At 59.3% G+C, this 15,549-nt stretch carries 16 protein-coding genes; 3 read left to right on the top strand and 13 right to left on the bottom strand.

The features are described from left to right. Window positions 1-249: 249 nt before the first annotated feature. From CU103_RS09720 to CU103_RS09670, 11 genes are all read right to left on the bottom strand, one after another. Window positions 250-582 (bottom strand): hypothetical protein, encoded by a 333-nt coding sequence (locus CU103_RS09720; RefSeq protein WP_106663689.1) that lies wholly within the window; start codon window positions 580-582, stop codon window positions 250-252. A 192-nt stretch (window positions 583-774) separates the two neighbouring features. Continuing rightward, window positions 775-1,464, bottom strand: a complete 690-nt coding sequence (locus CU103_RS09715; RefSeq protein WP_245448691.1) for a CPBP family intramembrane glutamic endopeptidase — start codon at window positions 1,462-1,464, stop codon at window positions 775-777. A gap of 153 nt (window positions 1,465-1,617) precedes the next feature. After that, entirely contained in the window at window positions 1,618-2,943 is a 1,326-nt protein-coding gene (locus tag CU103_RS09710; protein WP_245448689.1) for a sensor histidine kinase, read from the bottom strand. After that, window positions 2,940-3,614, bottom strand: coding sequence for a response regulator (locus CU103_RS09705; RefSeq protein ID WP_106663687.1), 675 nt, complete (start codon window positions 3,612-3,614; stop codon window positions 2,940-2,942). The genes CU103_RS09710 and CU103_RS09705 overlap by 4 nt, the downstream gene beginning before the upstream one ends. Before the next feature lie 225 nt (window positions 3,615-3,839). After that, window positions 3,840-4,850 carry an alpha/beta hydrolase gene (locus CU103_RS09700; protein WP_106663686.1) on the bottom strand — a complete coding sequence of 337 codons (1,011 nt, stop codon included), beginning with the start codon at window positions 4,848-4,850 and terminating at the stop codon, window positions 3,840-3,842. Beyond that, window positions 4,847-5,089 (bottom strand): alpha/beta hydrolase, encoded by a 243-nt coding sequence (locus CU103_RS09695; RefSeq protein WP_106663685.1) that lies wholly within the window; start codon window positions 5,087-5,089, stop codon window positions 4,847-4,849. The genes CU103_RS09700 and CU103_RS09695 overlap by 4 nt, the downstream gene beginning before the upstream one ends. After that, entirely contained in the window at window positions 5,089-6,831 is a 1,743-nt protein-coding gene (locus CU103_RS09690) for a monovalent cation:proton antiporter-2 (CPA2) family protein (RefSeq protein ID WP_106663684.1), read from the bottom strand. The genes CU103_RS09695 and CU103_RS09690 overlap by 1 nt, the downstream gene beginning before the upstream one ends. Before the next feature lie 120 nt (window positions 6,832-6,951). Beyond that, window positions 6,952-7,791: an alpha/beta fold hydrolase gene (locus CU103_RS09685; RefSeq protein WP_106663683.1), complete on the bottom strand. Its 840-nt coding sequence runs from the start codon at window positions 7,789-7,791 to the stop codon at window positions 6,952-6,954. A 306-nt stretch (window positions 7,792-8,097) separates the two neighbouring features. Then, the gene (locus CU103_RS09680; protein WP_106663682.1) at window positions 8,098-8,988 is read right to left on the bottom strand and encodes a LysR family transcriptional regulator; all 891 of its coding nucleotides are present in this window, start codon (window positions 8,986-8,988) and stop codon (window positions 8,098-8,100) included. A gap of 31 nt (window positions 8,989-9,019) precedes the next feature. Then, window positions 9,020-10,057, bottom strand: coding sequence for an Atu2307/SP_0267 family LLM class monooxygenase (locus CU103_RS09675; RefSeq protein WP_106663681.1), 1,038 nt, complete (start codon window positions 10,055-10,057; stop codon window positions 9,020-9,022). Window positions 10,058-10,295: 238 nt separating this feature from the next. Further along, window positions 10,296-10,949: a hydrolase gene (locus CU103_RS09670; RefSeq protein WP_106663680.1), complete on the bottom strand. Its 654-nt coding sequence runs from the start codon at window positions 10,947-10,949 to the stop codon at window positions 10,296-10,298. 226 nt (window positions 10,950-11,175) lie between these two features. On the opposite strand from CU103_RS09670, the gene CU103_RS09665 reads away from it, so the two are divergent. Beyond that, window positions 11,176-12,063 (top strand): LysR family transcriptional regulator, encoded by an 888-nt coding sequence (locus CU103_RS09665; RefSeq protein WP_106663936.1) that lies wholly within the window; start codon window positions 11,176-11,178, stop codon window positions 12,061-12,063. 170 nt (window positions 12,064-12,233) lie between these two features. Here the strand turns inward: CU103_RS09665 and CU103_RS09660 are convergent, their stop codons facing one another. After that, window positions 12,234-13,241 (bottom strand): saccharopine dehydrogenase, encoded by a 1,008-nt coding sequence (locus tag CU103_RS09660; RefSeq protein WP_106663935.1) that lies wholly within the window; start codon window positions 13,239-13,241, stop codon window positions 12,234-12,236. A 78-nt stretch (window positions 13,242-13,319) separates the two neighbouring features. On the opposite strand from CU103_RS09660, the gene CU103_RS09655 reads away from it, so the two are divergent. Then, window positions 13,320-13,931: a TetR/AcrR family transcriptional regulator gene (locus tag CU103_RS09655; protein ID WP_210203736.1), complete on the top strand. Its 612-nt coding sequence runs from the start codon at window positions 13,320-13,322 to the stop codon at window positions 13,929-13,931. A 168-nt stretch (window positions 13,932-14,099) separates the two neighbouring features. Here the strand turns inward: CU103_RS09655 and CU103_RS09650 are convergent, their stop codons facing one another. Beyond that, entirely contained in the window at window positions 14,100-14,486 is a 387-nt protein-coding gene (locus CU103_RS09650) for a winged helix-turn-helix transcriptional regulator (protein ID WP_106663678.1), read from the bottom strand. Window positions 14,487-14,612: 126 nt separating this feature from the next. On the opposite strand from CU103_RS09650, the gene CU103_RS09645 reads away from it, so the two are divergent. Further along, window positions 14,613-15,446, top strand: a complete 834-nt coding sequence (locus CU103_RS09645) for an enoyl-CoA hydratase/isomerase family protein (RefSeq protein WP_106663934.1) — start codon at window positions 14,613-14,615, stop codon at window positions 15,444-15,446. The last annotated feature ends 103 nt before the right edge of the window (window positions 15,447-15,549 follow it).

Genomic DNA, 15,549 nt, shown 5'->3' with positions numbered 1-15,549 from the left:
ACTGACCGATGTCGACGAGTACGGCAGACCAGAGCCGTTACAAGCAGTCATCGTCAGATCCTTTGCTGCCGTGGTGGCATGATTTTTATTGTTTCTGCGCGAGTTTCTGTAGCCCTTTTTTATGAAGAGCTGTGTCGCTGAAACCGGAACGCTGCACTATGCATTCGTCAGCAGGTATTGGCAGCGAGCGCGGTTATTGAGTCTCGGCACGCGATGATGGCGCATCGCTGACACTGCCGAGGTTTGGTCCTAGCGACGGCACTCGCGGCGGTCGGAATCGCGCTTGCAGCGGTCCCAGCGCGCGCGATCGGCCATATCCTGAGCGTTTCTTGCGATTTCTTGCGTCAAGCGGGTCCGCTCGAGTGACTCCCGTTGCGCGTTGTCGCGCCGCGCCTGTTGTTCCAGCATGCAGTTCGTATAAGCGCGGGACCCGTAGGGTGCCCCAAAGCTCTGGCAGGTATTCGCGTCCCTGTACTGCCGTTCTTCGGCTGATACACACCCTGTTGCAGCGAGGCCGAGCAGGGCTATGGAGAATATGGTTATCGTAGACCGACGATGTTCGACGGAAGGACGTTGCAGCATTCTGTTGATCTCCTTGAGAAATGAGCGTTGGACGTTTCTTCGGCGACACGAGCAGGCGGAGCGGTGCCCCGCAAGCCCGTCATCACGGCCCATGGCCTCAAAAAGCAGGCCAACATTGCGGCAACATTGTCCGAGTTCGAAAAGGGTTCACTGAGCAGCCCGGTTGCAGTTCTCAGCCGTCGCGGCGCGCTATTACTGCATCGGTGCGAAGCCGAACGCCGACGCGATGCTGTTCATCCCGTTATAGACGCAGTGCAAGATGACGCAGGGCCAGACCGATCCTGTTGCCCGGAAAAGGGCGGCGGCCAGAAGACCGACCATGATCGCAACGGGCAGGATCACGCTGACGCCATGCGCGAGTCCGAATATGATTGCGCTCAGAACGACGCCCGCAAACGCGCCGTAGCGGTTGAGTGCGTTCGCAACGACACCTCTGAACAGGATTTCCTCGCCGAAGGGTGTGAAGATGGCGCCGCCCAGCAAGGACAAGAGAAACGGAAGCGGGCCACCACGCGCGGCCGCATGCAGGATGCCCTGAGGATCACCGGTTCCGACCCAGGCCAGATATGTGAACTGTATGATCAGGTTAAGGCCATAGGCGACGATGCCCGTTCCTGCCGCGAACATCAGCCAGCGAGGCGAAACTGGTTTGAAGCCGAACGGGCGTAGATTCCGTATTCGGGCACTATATGCTGCGGCGAAAGCGCCGAGGCCGACGACTCCCCCTGCCGTCGAGCCGATAATTCCCATGAGAACAGGGTCGTTTCCCGGCAGAAATCCCATCAGCATGCCGAAAGAAAGAAGAAGAAGCACGTATGTTACGAGTCCAATGAGTATTTCCGGCCAGCCGGGTCCTTCCCATCGATCATCTGCAATCATCATTAACCTCACCTATGGCAGAGCGTGCCTGTCGGGGCGCAGCGCATAGCAAATGCGAACCGTGGGTGTGGACGCATGTAACAACCATCAGCCGGAATTATCGCTTCGTCCGGGTTAGCTACGCATGGAAACATTGCCTCAACATTGGCTGAGCGGTCAGTCTCGAACCGCGGGAAATTTCACCCGCATAATTGTTCCCCCGCTGGACGCCGTTGCTATGGTGACGCGGCCACAGTGATGGTCCATGACTTGCTTCACCAGATCGAGACCCAGGCCGGTACCGGATGAGCGCGGTCGCAGCCGATGAAAGGGCTCGAATACACGCTCATGTTCCTCCCCCGGAATGCCAGGACCGTTATCCTCGACCTCCAACACGGGTCCGCCGATCCGCACAATGACCTTGTCGCCGCCGTGCTCGACCGCGTTTTGTATGAGATTGGTGAGCACACGTTCGATCGAACCGGCGTTGCCCATGATCGAACCGGGTTGCACAACAACAACTTCAATTGTCTTACCCGACGCGATCAGCATCGGCGCCAGATCGGCAGCGACGCTGCGCGCGAGGACGACGAGGTCGATCCGATCGCTCGGCGTGCCATTGTCCAATCTATGAAGATCGAGCAGTTGCTCTGAGAGGTTCGCAAGTCGAGACACATCCGGCAAAAGCGAACGTATGCCTTTGTCTTTCGCTGTGTCGATCTTCATCCGCAATATTGCGATCGGCGTCCTCAACTCATGGGCTGCCGATGCGATGAAGCGGTGCTGGCGATCATAGCCTTCATCAAGGCGACCGAGAGCTTCATTGAAGGCGCTAACCAACGGGCCGACTTCACGCGGCACCTTGTCTTCGGAAAGGCGAAGACCGCGACGTTCTGCGTCGATCCCCTGCGCTTCCTCCGCGGTCTTGATGACGCCGGCCAGGGCGCGCTCGACGATCATCGGCGTCGCGACGATGGAGACGAGCGCCAGGGTCAGGAAAATGGTGATGGCGACGATATTCGACGCCAACGTGATCAGCGCTGTAAAAGGTTTGACCCGACCGTGCGCGATGATCTTCATGTCACCTAAGGGACCGGATGCCTGTCGCACGATGGCGGAAAGGGTGAATGGCGCGAACTGCCCGCGCATGTCCGCAGAAGCCAGTTTGTCGAGGTGGTCAACAAGGGGGGCGAACGCCGCTGGCACCCGGCCAAAGGTAACCGTATTGCCGTCGCCAAGCCGGGCCGCGAACCAGATGTCCGGCGCTTCGTTTCGAAGTTTCGCCAGCTCCGGCGTCACTTCCACGACTGCGGTTCCGGTCGCATCACGAACGATCGAATCTGCGGCGACTTTTACGATGACCTCCTCGACATACATCCCGTCGAGCGAGGAATTGACGAAAAAGACGATGAAACCGACGGCGGCAGCAGCGATCGCCAGAAATTGAAGGACGACATATCCGGTAACAAGGCGTGCCTTCAATGATGACTGGCGGCGCTTCAATCCTTTTCCCTGAGCAGATAGCCCACTCCTCTGACAGTATGGATTTCGACGCCGGCGCCCGCACCGCTGAGTTTCCGACGCAGCCGTGAGATATGGGAATCGAGTGTATTCGACTGGATCATGTCGTCGAAGCCGTAGACCGCTTCCTCAAGGGACTCGCGTACGACGATGCGCCCGCGCCGGCGCAACAGTGTGGTGAGCACCATCACTTCCCGTCGCTGCAAATCCAGACGCGCGCCGCGCACCCTGGCTTCGCCATAAGCCATGTCGAACGCGAGGTCGCCGATGACGATCTCGTCTGGCGCAAGGTCGTTCGGACGGCGCTGAACTGCGCGAATACGGGCAAGCATTTCCTCCAGATCGAAAGGCTTGACCAGATAGTCGTCGGCGCCATCGTCGAGCCCGGCCACGCGGTCGGTCAGTTCGCCGCGGGCGCTTAACACGATGATCGGGACGCCCGGAGTGTCGACCCGCAGTTGCGGAATGAGGCTCAGGCCGTCGCCATCGGGCAGCGTGCGATCAAGCAGAACGAGTTCGTGCACTCGCGACCGCGATGCTTCACTGGCGAGCGACAGGCTCGCTACCCAATCAACCACGAAACGGTCGCGTTCGAGCGCGCTACGCAAGGCTTTGGCGAACTCGGCCTCGTCTTCAATGAGAAGTATCCTCATGATGGCGCTCCCGTAACGCGGGAAGGCGCGCCTGAATCAGTGAAGTGGAACCTCCTGCCGCCGAGCTGTAATGCCCCAATACCGATACGCCTCATTTTCCCTGTCGTGCCCAGGTTTGACATGCATTCGGGACCTTCGGCGCAGAGCTGGGGTGACGACTTCGCCGCAGTCGCCCTATTGACTGAACTCTTTCGTGCATGAGGTGCTATCGGAAAAGGCATTGACCTAGCGAACCGTCTTCGCCAGGCAGCAGGTGACAAAACGAACAACTTCCTCCGTGAGCTCCTGATCCTCCGGGGCGCCTCCAAATCCGCCATGCGGCATTGCCTCAAAAACATGCAGCTCTGCCGGAACTCCCGCACGTCTCAGCTTGCGATGAAGTCTCACCGCATTGGAAAGCAACAGATCGCGGGTTCCACTTTGCAGGAAAGTCGGCGGAAAATCGGCCGATATTTCCCCGAAAAGTGGAGACAAGTAGGGATGAGACAAATCCGCTCCGTTTGCATAGAGCAGGTTATTCGACATCAGCGAATTCGGCAGGATGACGTCGATCGTCCGGTTGGTCTGAAAGCTGTCACCCGATTCAGTGAGGTCCACTTCCGGGGAAAGTAGCACAGCACCGGCCGGAAAAGGCAGGGCCTCGTCCCGTGCCCTCAGAATAGTAGCCATCGTCAAGTTACCACCGGCCGAGCGACCGCTAAACACGACACGGTTTGCGCCATACCGCTGAATCAGGTGCCTGTAGGTCATGATGCAGTCGTCGAGGGCGGCGGGATAGGGGTGATCTGGCGGCATGCGGTAGTCGATACCGTAACAGATCATGCCGTGCCGCTCTGCTTGTACTCGCGCACTTTCCCGACAGGAATCGCCGCCGCCAAAAACAAGCGCGCCGCCATGCAGATCGATAAGGACACAATCCCCAAGTCTAATATTTTCCGGTGTCGCTACATGAACGGTGGTTGTGTCGAGATGTAGCGTTTCAAGATTTCCTTTCGTTTCCTTCACAGTTTCCAGAAGAGTTTCGGCATAATATCTGTCGGCAGCGATCTGCATCTGCCGCCATGCCTCATGATCTTGCGGTGACGGTGTTGGAATGAGCGCGTTGAGCGGCGCTCCCTCGCGTACGGCGGCATGCAACATCGCCTGCGCTTCGGCGCTGATTGAGGCTGGGACGGGGATTATGCGTTCGTCTACGCGAACTCCTTGTGAAACAATGGATTTTTGACCGTCTTTCATCGGAATTTTCTCCCAGTCCATCCATCCGTCTCGCTGATGTCTTCGTCCATCGGTCCGTGGCCGACTGGAAGCTTACGCAACTCCACGGACGCACCATTTACTTTCAAGGCGTCAGCCACTGCTGACGCTTTGTGTTCCGATGGATCATTTTGTTCATTGAGCATCAGCACGCTCGTTCCGGAAAAATTCACAGCAGAGACGGTCACAGCGATATGTGCGTTTGCAGAAAGCCGGATCATCAGAGCGGCTTTCGCACGGGTTGAAGGAGCAGTCGGTTGCTGCCCGACATGATGTCTCCGTGAACTTGCTCAGACAGGCGCTCGGCATCGCGCCGACGAATGTCGATGGTGGCTTCTTCAATATCGGCTTCTCCGTAGCCCAACGCCCGCAAACCTTCGGCTCCCAGCAGGTAAGCGGATTCGACCGTTTCACGAATCTGGTAATCGACGCCGGCGCGGATCAGATCTATCGCGTTTCCACGATCGTAGCTGCGGACAAGAAGCTTCGCCTGCGTAAACTCGTGCTGCGCGAGTTCCACGATCTTCATCGCGGCCTTCGGGTCGTCTACACAGATCATGATTGCGTCGGCTTCCCCCGCACCAGAGTGTCGCAGCGTGTCGAGCCGGGTTCCGTCGCCGAAGAAGACCTTGAACCCATATCGCCCGGCATCGCGGATGCGGTCAGGGTCCTTGTCGATGACAGAAAGCTCGACGCCCTGCGATAGAGGTATCTGTGACGCGATCTGACCGAAGCGTCCGAACCCGATGACAAGGACCCGCCCCTTGAGATCACGAGCGTGATCGACGCCATCCATCGACTCCTCCGTACGAAGCAGAAGGTCGGTCGCTATCGTGAGCAGCGGGGTCAGCACCATAGACAGGATCACGACAGTGGCAAACAATGCGTTCTCCCGAGTGTCGATCACACCGCCTGAGGTAGCTGCCGCATAAAGGACGAAGGCAAATTCGCCACCCTGGAGGAACATAGATGTGCGATGCAGGGCCTGGTGGTTGGAGCCGCCGAACAGACGCGCGACCGCATAGACCACGGCGCCTTTCGCGACCGTGAACGCGCCCAGCAGCGCCAGCAGGAGCGGCCATTCGTCCGAGACGATCGAAAGGTTCAGCGACATGCCGACCGCAAGAAAGAACAGTCCCATCAGCAAGCCGCGAAACGGTTCGATATCACTTTCGATCTGGTGCCGGTAGCTCGAACTCGAGAGCATCACTCCGGCGAGGAACGCGCCCATCGCCATCGACAATCCGGCCGCATCCATCAGCAATGCTGCGCCGAGCACGACGAGCAGCGCGCCTGCAGTCAGCACTTCGCGGGTGTGTGTGCGGGCCAGCAATGCGAAGAACGGATTAAGACCCCAGCGCGATACGCCGAGAAGCACGAGCAGCGCCGCAACGGCCACGAAGGCGTCAGTCCATTCTGCCTCTCCATGCGAGAGCGGTGAGAGAAAAGCGACCACCACCAGCAGCGGCACGATCATCAGATCCTCAAACAACAGGATAGCGACTGACTTCTGTCCCTCTGCGCTCGAAATCTCCCCCCGATCCTGCAGTACCGACATGATGACGGCAGTTGAGGATAAGACAAAGCCCGCTCCTGCGATGAAAGCGACGGTCGCGGAAAGGCCAAGGAGCAACGCGCCTGTCAGCGTAAGGATGGCTGTGGCTGCGAAAACCTGGGCGAGGCCCAGCCCGAAAATCTGTGTTCGCATCGCCCATAACTTGTTCGGGCGCAGTTCCAGTCCTATCACGAACAGGAACATGACTACTCCAAGCTCGGAAAAATGGAGGATGGACTGGGCGTCTGTGAACAGGCCAAGAACCGATGGCCCGACAAGAACTCCGGCGGCGAAGTAGCCGAGTACCGATCCCAGCCCCAACCGGCGGAACAACGGCACAGCGACAACAGCCGCTCCCATCAGGACAACTGCAGGTCCAATCGTTTGCCCCAGGCTTACTTCAGCCATCGATGTGCCTTTCCTGCTCTGCGTTTTTCATGATCGAAGGGCGACGGGGCGGTGGATGAGTAGCCGTCGCCCGTGATTGATATTGGGAAGCGGCGCCCGGTAGGGTGTTTGCCCCCTCGCTCATGCCTCACGGCCTTCGATGAACGCCAGCAGATCGGCATTGATCAGCTCGGGATGCGTGGCGAACAGCCCATGCGACAAGCCGGGATAGGTCTTCAGCCGGCCGTTCGGAAGCAGGTCGATCGCCTTGCGGGCTGAAGCATCGATCGGGACCACCTGATCGTCTTCGCCGTGCATCAGCAGAACCGGCTGCGAAACGGCCTTCAGGTCCGCGGAGAAATCCGTCTCCGAGAAGGCTGAGATGCAGTCGTAGTGGGCCTTTGCGCCGCCCATCATGCCCTGCCGCCACCAGTTGCGGATCAGTCCCTCGCTTACTTCGGCACCGTCGCGGTTGAAGCCGTAGAAGGGGCCGGTCGGGACATCGAGGAAGAACTGCGCCCGGTTGAGCAAGAGCGCCTCGCGAAATCCATCGAATACCTGCATCGGCAGACCACCGGGATAACGCGGCGTCGCCAGCATGATCGGCGGCACCGCGCCGATCAGAACGGCCTTCGACACACGACCAGGCTCGCTGCGAGCAACATAACGGATCACCTCGCCGCCGCCGGTCGAGTGCCCGACGTGAACCGCGTCCTTCAGATCGAGCTCCCGGGCGAGCTCCGCGACGTCGGACGCGTATGTGTCCATCTCGTTTCCTGTATCGGTCTGGTCGGAGCGACCATGACCGCGCCGGTCATGCGCGATGACGCGGTAGCCCTTGCCGAGGAAGAACAGCATCTGATTGTCCCAGTCGTCCGCGCTGAGCGGCCAGCCGTGATGGAACATGATGGGCTGCGCGTCTTTCGAACCCCAGTCCTTGTAGAAGATCCGGGTGCCGTCCTGCGTTTTAATCGTCGTCATGGTTTCTTTGCTTTCCTTAGGTTTTCGGATGGGAAGACCGGGTTGCCACCATCTCCCCGATGGTGAGCGATCGTCGTTGAAGCCTTTCATGGTCGATCATCGGCACGCGGATGTTCTTGTCGCTTCATTGGGTCATTCCAGACGGATGAGGTGCAGCGCATCCAGTTCCGCATCAGATTTCGCCCGTGCCATGCGAAGCGTCTCCTCGGCGTCGTGGCCTAAGCCCGCCGTTCAGTTGCAGACTGTAAGTCGTAGTCTGTCGCGACAAACCAATTCGAAACATGAGAAGTGCGCGAGTGAAGGCCGTCATGTCCCTGAACTCCAAACAGGCGCATTTCGCTCGAACGATTCGATCAGCAACTCGGAAAGGATGCGCACCTTTTGCGCCGGATGCGGACTTGGTGGGCGCACAACGTGGACATTGCCGACCGGCAGCGGATATCCGGTCATGACCGGTACGAGCGCGCCGGAGGCAAGATAATGTTGGGTGACACAGTCGGGAAGCCATGCAAGGCCAAGCCCGGCCGCAGCTGCATTGGCAAGTGCCATGCCGTTCTCGGTTTTGAATCGTCCTTGTGGCTGCACGGTGACGATTTTGTCTCCATCCACGAACCGCCACGTTTCAGCCCCCACCAAAGCTTGGTGAGAGCTGATCTCATCCGGTGTTTCCGGTGAGCCATGCATCTTGATATAGTCTGGACTTGCGACCAGCTGCCCATAGATCTGACCAACTCGCCTCGCGATCAGGTTCGAATCACGCAGTGCGCCGACCCGGATCGCACAGTCAAATCCCTCTGCGATCAAATCTACGAAGCGATCACTGTAGTCGGCCTGTATTTGCAGCTTTGGATGAAGCCATGCCATCCGAGAAAGCACGGGCGCAAAATGCATCGGCCCCGATGTCAGTGGCACGGCGACCCGCAAGCGCCCGCGAAGGTCACCGGCCGGCAATATCTCGTCTTTCGCCGCATCGATTTCGGCGCAAACCTTTGCCGCATGTTCCCGAAATGCAACCCCGGCCTCCGTCAGCGCGGCACCACGGGTCGTTCGTGCAAGAAGCTGGATACCCAAGGCTCCCTCGAGCCGGATAAGGCGGCGACTGACCATTGACTTCGATATCCCGAGCCGACGGGCCGCGGGAGAAACGCCGCAGGCATCGGCAACTTCGACAAATGTCCGCAGATCCTCGATATCCATATGGTCACCCCGCTTCGATTTCGTTTCTCGATCAGATCTTTCCCGCAGCCCTCACAATTGGCGCGACCTCGGTGCCGAGAAGCTCGATCGAGCGTTTCATTGCCACCGTTTCCAGAGAGGCGGTGCTCATCTGAAAGGTGATGCGCGATAGACCGCCCAGCGCCTGGCGGGCCTTAATCGTCTTCTCGACAACCGTCGCCGGGGCGCCGATCAGGAAGGCGCCTTGGGGCCCCGCCATGTCTTCGAACTGCTGACGTGTCGGGGGCGGCCAGCCACGCTCGCGTCCGACCTTGGTCGTCAGATGTGCCCAGCCCGGGAAGAAGGCATCCCTTGCTGCCGCGTCGGTCTCGCCGACGAAGCCCATCGCATGAATGCCCACCTTAAGCTTCTCGGGACTGTGCCCCGCGCGTATGCCGGCCTCGCGATAGAGATCGACGAGCGGGCGAAACCGTTCAAATGTTCCACCAATGATCGCCACCATCAGCGGAAGGCCGAGCGCGCCGGCACGCGCGAAGGACTGCGGCGTGCCGCCGACGCCGATCCATAGAGGCAGTCGCGATTGGTGGGGCCTCGGAAAGACCCCCTGACCGTCCAACGCGGGGCGGAATTGGCCCTCCCATACGGGATTGCATGTCTCGCCAAGCTTCAGGAACAGGTCGAGCTTCTCGGCGAAGAGTTCGTCATATGCCCGTGTGTCCAGGCCGAAGAGTGGAAAGGCCTCGCCGAACGAACCACGGCCGACGACGAGCTCGGTGCGCCCTCTGGAAATCAGGTCGAGGGTCGCGAACTCCTGGAAGAGTCTTACAGGATCGGCGGCGCTCAATACCGTTACCGCGCTGGTCAATCGAATCTGGCGGGTGCGCGCCGCTGCTGCGGCAAGTATGATCGCCGGTGCGGAATCGAGGAATTCGGCGCGATGATGCTCGCCGATGCCGAATACGTCGAGCCCGACCCTGTCGGCGACCTCCACTTCCTCAAGAAGATCGGCCATGCGGTCGGCCGCCGAAGGGAGCTTTCCTGTCGTCGGATCAGAAAGGATCGCGGCAAAACTGTCGACACCAATTTCCATGAAGGCTCCTTCGAAACTCTTTGGTTGATGGGGGTGGCCGCGAGGGGAGGTCGCTGCTCAACCCCTTCGGCATCCAATATCGGTGGGATAGTCGTGGCCTTTGCGGCGGCCAATGCCGTTTCACAATGGCCTCCAGCATCGATGTAAACTCCGCCTCGCTGCCGACCGGCGTTGATGAATGCGACGGAGAGGGCGCTTGCGGTTGCACGCCCTTCCCCTTCCCGATAGCCGGTTCGGATCAGGCGGTTTTGCCCGACACCGGTGTATTGAGAAGCTGCTGCTCCCAGAGGTAGGCGATGCCGCTGCCGGCGAAGTGCTGGATGAGTATCTCGGTCAGCTGCTCGACATGCCCGGTGCGCGCCCAATCGCGTTGCCATTCGCCAGCGAGCGCCATCACGGTCATCGGGTTCGCACCGGCCGCAATCATGCGCTGGACGGCAACTTCGTGAGACTCCTTTGAAATCCCGCCCGACGCGTCGGTGATCACGGTCACGTCCCAGCCTTCGCCGGCGGCCTGGATGACAGGCATTGCGACGCAGACCTCCGTCCACAGGCCGGCGATGATCAGCTGCTTGCGGCCAGTCGCCTTGACGACGTTCACCACATTCTCGTCCTGCCAGGTGTTCACCCAGGTGCGATCGATGACTTCCTGGTCCGGAAATACGTCGGTGATCTGCTTGAAGAGAAGTCCGCCGCGCCCCGCGATCACGCTGGTCAGAATGGTCGGGACATCGAAGGCTTTTGCCAGCTTCGCCAGCGCGGTCGTGCTGTTGACCACAGCTTGCGGGTCGTGGCTGTTGAGATTTGCGAGCTGATAGGGCTGGTGATCGATCAGAACGAGAACGGAATCTTCGGGGCGGAGAAGCGAATCAAGGCCGTTACGAAAGGTCATGGAAGCATCCTTTGCTGTTGTTGAGGCGTGGGGAAGTCGGCAGGCGCGCACTGCCTCCGAGGGCGCCTTGATGGACAGTGTCATTTTCATTTGTGATGCGGTAGCGCCCGATCCCGTGAAGCTGTGTCGCGAAACGTGGAACGCCAATGCCGGCCCTGTTCTTTCTATTTGTGATACGATCGGAGCGATTCGAGCACTCATCTGTCGTGAATACAGGAACGTTGATTTGGACATCGAAGACCTGCGGACCTTCGTGGAAGTGGCCGATACTGGCGGGGTTTCTCCAGCCGCGCGGCGGCTCGGTATCTCCAAGTCGATGGTCAGCCGGCGCCTCATTCGGCTTGAAAAGGATTTGGGCGTGCAGTTGCTCGCCCGCACGACACGCGGCGCCGCCCTCACAGAGGCCGGGATCACCTTCCGGGAACACGCCGCAAAAGTCTGCGCCGAGATCGACATTGCCAAGGAGACGATATTGCCCGCCGGCGACCTTCGCGGTCGACTAAGAATAGCAGCTCCGCTTACATTCGGTCCGACGCACTTCGCCCCTGTGCTCGCATCTCTAGCGCAGCGCCATCCGGAGTTGCAGGTTCAAGCCAGCTACACGGATCGGTTCGTCGACCTTATCGCAGAAGGGTTCGACTGTGCGATACGTGTCGGCCATCTTGCCGACTCCAACATGCTCGCAAGGCGAGTCGGATGGACCACCGCCAAGTACGTCGCGACACCGGACTACATCAAAAAACACGGATCGCCCGAGACGCCGGAGGAATTCGTTACGCACGAGGTCGTCATGCAGGGTACTGAAACCTGGCTGGCGATGGATGGGGACAAGATCATCACGCTGAAACCGCAGGGGCGCTTCAAAGCCGACAATGCTGTAGCTCTTGTAGCTGCAGCACTTGCCGGAATTGGTCTGGCCGGTGTCCCTGAAGAATTGATTGGGGAGCATCTGGCTTCCGGCGCGCTGGTCCCGGTGATGACGCGCTATCCGCCCCCCAAATTGGGCATCTATGTCGTCCGGCCGCCAGGGCAGCATCCCGCACGCAAGATACGGGTGCTCACCGAGATGCTAGTCGAGTGTTTTGAAGACTTTTCGACAGATCGTGAAAATTAGGCTCCGGATGAGGCTGGGCCCTTTGCGGATTTCATAACGCAGAGCAATTGCTGGAGATCACTCTGCCTCGAGCGATCTGATTGTATCAGATCGGCGCTGTTCAATCTCTATGTCTCGGACCTGACTTGAGCCGGCGTCTACGCACTATCTCTTACCGGTCCGCCAATTACTCACTTGGCGTCCAGAGGGACGATGCTGCCACCTTCCGCGTGCAACCGGGACAGATAGCTGGCGTGATCGAGGACCTGAAAAGGAAAATACAGCCCTACCGGGGTCGGCCTATTACCGTCCAGCCCGATCAGTCGTTCAAGGATCATGCTGACGCCCAGTGCAGTCAAGGGCGCAGCGCCGCCCGGGTGAAACACTGCATGGCGGTTGCGAAGCGGCTGTCCGTCGTGATCCTCGCCAGCCAGCTCGATGATGATCTCCGTCGACTTGGGTTCGCCGCGACGACGGGACGTACTCACGCCGGTCGCTATGTTGAACTGTACATTCGGCGCCCCGGTCGCTGCCGCCAGGCCGACAACATCGATAGACGAAAAGCCTATCCCAGCCATTTTGGTACCATCGATTGCACAGAACTCGGCCTTGGCATCATCTTCACTACGCCAGATATAGCTGCCGTCACGACGGGTGAGGGCGGCCGGCATCATCCGGTTCAATCGCTCAAAATCTTCGGCGACGGCCGGACCGCCACCATCCTGCTCATCGACAAGGGCACCGATCGTGATCTCGTGAAGTCGGGCAAATGGTTTGGCGCATGTGAACGTGGCGACGGTTGTGGCACCGACCAGCCATTCATAGCCGAGGACGACTGCCGCCGCGTCTGGCGCGTGCATATAGGTCGCAACTTCGGGAGCAATTTCATAGACGCCTGAAGAAATGCCCAGATGGGGTACCCTGCGGCTTTGAGCGAAGCGCAGGCTGGCCAATCGTTCGTCAGTGTAAAAAATCGCGACGGCACTTACCTGGCGATCACCGAGACCGAGATTGTCAGCATGCGAGTCGATCAACACGCCTTCTGCTTGCCCGATCTCGCTAGCGGCGTTGCGGCTTTTGAGCAAATCGCGTCCACCGATCAATAAAGGAACATCGGGATAGACGGAGCGAAGCGCGCGGGCAGTCAGGCGCCCGATCGCGCCGGTGCCACCCATCAGGAGAATAGGATGGGAAATCATTGTCATATGTCCTCACTTGGGGTACCCTACAAATGGTAGGTTATACCTACTAAAAGTAGGCTTTGCAAGGACTCGACAGTGACAGGCACTCCCAATCACGTTGGCATACAGACCTCATCACGTAGGCTTTCGAAAGGAGAGAGACGACGGCAACTACTCGATACTGCGTTGTTGATCGTCCGCGATGAAGGCGCAGACCGTCTGACGCTGGGCAATCTTGCCTCCTGTGCCGGAATCTCGAAACCGGTGGTGTACGAACATTTTGGCACCCGTTCAGGTCTGCTCATCGAGCTTTACCGGTGGATTGATGACGAGCGGGTGAGGGCGTTTCGAACCGCGATGGCAGCCGGTGGGCGGAGCTTGGAGGAAACCATTCGTTTGCTGGCGGAAGCTTACATCCGCTGCGCTGCTGACATGACGGATGAATTTCAAGCCGTCGGCGCAGCTTTAACCGGGAGCGAGGAAAAAGCCGTCGTATTTCAGGAATTGCTCGACAACTCAGTCCAGATGTTCGCTGCAGTCCTTAAGCCCTTCGACACTCTATCGGCGGGGGATCTAGAGAAGCGTTGCATTGGCTTCGTTGGCGCGGGAGAAGCGCTTTCGTCGGCTGTAGTGCGTCAGACTTTGCACCAGAGGGAAGCCGTCGAGGTCTTTGCATCGCTGATTGGTGGCGGAATGGTTGCACTATAAATTATCAAGTTCTGAAAGATCTGAGCGGAAATCTCATCCGAGGTAAGTGCTGAGAGAAATCGCCACATCCGTACTGCCTTCGACGTGGGTCGTCCGAATGTTGTTAAAGTGAGGAGTGACTGCATTCGAGACTACATGGGTGAACTTCCTGTTCGCACCGCCCACCGTTCAGGCCGCTGCCTGATCTTCGCGCGCATCGTAGCTGCGCTGGCAGTCCTGAATCACAGTGATGTTCTCAACAGTCCAGTCGAACAGGATCGAGAACGGCCCCTGCAGCGACCGGCCGAGCGGCGTCAGCGCATATTCGACGCCCAGCACGCGCCCGTCCAGAACCCTGCGCGTCACCATGCCGTTGCGCTCAAGCTTGCGCAGCGTCTGCGTCAGCACGCGTTGTGTGACGCCATCTAGGCGGCGCTTGATCGCATTGAAGCGACGGGGCTCGCTGAGCACCGCAAGCACCATCATCGACCATTTGTCGGCGATCTGGTCGAGGATTACGCGGCTCGGGCAGTCTGCACGGTAGACCGGATCATTTTCACGTGCTGGTTCATCCATTGGTATCCTCCCGCATCCCTGGGATGCTTCAGGTGCGTAATTGACGCTAGGTATGCAATGAATACTTTAAAGTCAATGGCGCGGAAGATCAGCGCCAGAGTTTCCCGAAGAACAGAGATGCTACGTATGACAGACAAAGATTTCAGCCGGCTGCGGATTTCCCGGGCAGACGGTATAGCCACGACCACGATCGACAATCCGCCGGTAAACGTTCTCGATGTTCCGTTGATGGACGAGATTCGCCGTTTTCTCCTTTCAGTTCGCAATGATCCGGACATCCGCGTGCTGGTTTTCCAGAGCGCGGATCCGGAGTTCTTCATTGCCCATGTCGACATGACATTGATCGATGACCCGCATGCCTTCGACGGGATTGCCCGCGAGGCTCCGGAAGGCCTCAACCCGTTCCAGGCGTTCGGCGAACTTCTGCGCGAGCAGCCGCAGGTGACGATCGTCAAACTTGCTGGCCTGGCACGCGGCGGCGGTGCCGAGTTCGTCGCTGCTGCCGACATGGCATTTGCCGCCGAAGGCCGGGCGGGACTTGCCCAATGCGAGGCGTTGATGGGCATCACGCCGGGCGGCGGCGCCACGCAATATCTTTCCGGCCGGATGACGCGAGGCCGGGCTCTTGAAATAATCCTTGGCGCCGATCTCATCGACGCGGCGACAGCGGAGCGCTACGGATGGATCAACCGGGCAGTGCCGGCCTCGGAGCTTGATGGCTTCGTCGACCAGTTGGCGCGGAACATTGCGGCGTTGCCCGAAGGCGTCATCGCCGCCGCCAAGCAGGCGATTCCACCCGCAGACTTGCGGGAAGGCTTCAGTCGCGAACACGACGCCTGGGCCGGGCTGTTCGCACGTCCTGCGGCCGAGAGGCTCATCCGGGGTGGGCTCAACGCGGGAGCTCAGACCAGGGAAGGCGAACGAAATCTGGAAGGTCTGCTCCGTGCGCTGCGGGCTTGACGCTACGGCTTCGCCCGACGTTCCGCACTTTGCAACACAGTTCAGCACTTCTCGATACTAAGAGTCGTTACTGGAGAACATTAAGTTGGCGAGACAGGCGGTC

The organism is Phyllobacterium sophorae (genome assembly GCF_003010965.1).
Classification (GTDB): domain Bacteria; phylum Pseudomonadota; class Alphaproteobacteria; order Rhizobiales; family Rhizobiaceae; genus Phyllobacterium; species Phyllobacterium sophorae.
The sequence above is the reverse complement of the archived record's forward strand: the minus strand, read 5'-3'. Positions and strand labels throughout refer to the sequence as shown.